Below are 1262 nucleotides of genomic sequence, written 5' to 3'. Positions count from 1 at the left end.
GTACCACGTCGATGCCGGCTCCGGTGAAGACGGCGTCGAAGGAAGCCGTGAACTTGGTGTCGCGGTCACGGAGGGGGAACTGGAACCGGTGGCCACGTTCGTCGAGGTCCATCAGTAGGTTCCGTGCCTGCTGGGTGACCCAGGCTGCGGTCGGGTGCTTCGTGGTCCCGAGAACATGGACGTGGCGGGTGGCGTGTTCGACGACGAAGAACACGTAGATCCGTTGCAGGAACACGGTGTCCACGGTGAAGAAGTCGCAGGCCAGCAGGCTGGAGGCCTGGGCGGACAGGAAGGTGCGCCAGGAGGTGTCGGCCCGGCGGGGTGCGGGGTCGATGCCGGCGCGGTGCGGGATCCGCCAGACGGTGGCGACTCCGACCGGGTAGCCCAGCCCGGCGAGTTCTCCCTGGATCCTGCGGTGGCCCCAGGTCGGGTTCTCCCGTGCGAGGCGCAGGACCAGCTCGCGGATCTCCCGGCGGACCGGCGGCCGACCGGGCGACTTCCGCGGGTAGGTCCGTTTGCGTGCGAGGAGGTCACGGTGCCAGCGCAGCACGGTGGCCGGGGTGACGAAGAACGAACCCCAGCTGGACCGGGGCAGCAGCCGGGACAGGGCTGCGAGGATCACCCGATCCGCCGGTTCCAGGACCGGGCCGGTTCACCTGCCGGCGCAGCACCGCCACCTGATGTCGCAGGACAAGGAGCTCCGCCTCCTTCGAGGTGTCCCCACGCATCCGGAGCAGCATCAGCCCGAGAGTGTTCCGTGTCAGGGCGTAGAGCAGCGACCACACCATGACCACCCAGCCTGCCCGACACGGGCCCCGCCCCGCGGGCAAACGCGCAGGTCACCGCCCAAATCGGGGTTCTGGAGCCCCACAGGGTCCATTTCTGTGTGATCAGGCGGCGGTGCCACCGCAGGACGGTGCCGGGAGTGACCAGCCGGTGCGCTCGCAGTGCCTTGGGGAGAAGTCGGATCAGGGCGGCGAGCACCGCCCGGTCCGCCCAGTCCCACCGGGGCTTGGGCTGGGTACGGCGCAGCACCGCAACCTCATGCCGCAGCACCAGCAACTCGATGTCCTTCGACGCCGACGAACGACCGAGGAGAACCAGCCAGCCACACACCCGCACGAAGATCAGATAGAGCAGGCGTACGAACATGGCTGACCATCATGCCGGCCGCCGCACCGTCGCATCACCCCAGCTCACGGGCCCAAGCCGACTTCTGGCACCCCACAGGGTCGGTGGAATCCGGGTCGGTCCCGAACCGC

1 pseudogene is annotated in these 1262 nt (G+C 69.0%); it reads right to left on the bottom strand.

Going from position 1 to position 1262, the window contains the following annotated elements:
* Window positions 1–830 (bottom strand): annotated as a pseudogene (locus tag FMEAI12_RS30375) (helix-turn-helix domain-containing protein); the annotation flags it as partial.
* Between the last annotated feature and the right edge of the window lie 432 nt (window positions 831–1262).

The organism is Parafrankia sp. Ea1.12 (assembly GCF_900465275.1).
GTDB classification, from domain to species: Bacteria; Actinomycetota; Actinomycetes; order Frankiales; family Frankiaceae; genus Parafrankia; species Parafrankia soli.
Note: the sequence above shows the minus strand (reverse complement) of the source record. Positions and strands in the feature narration are given on the sequence as shown.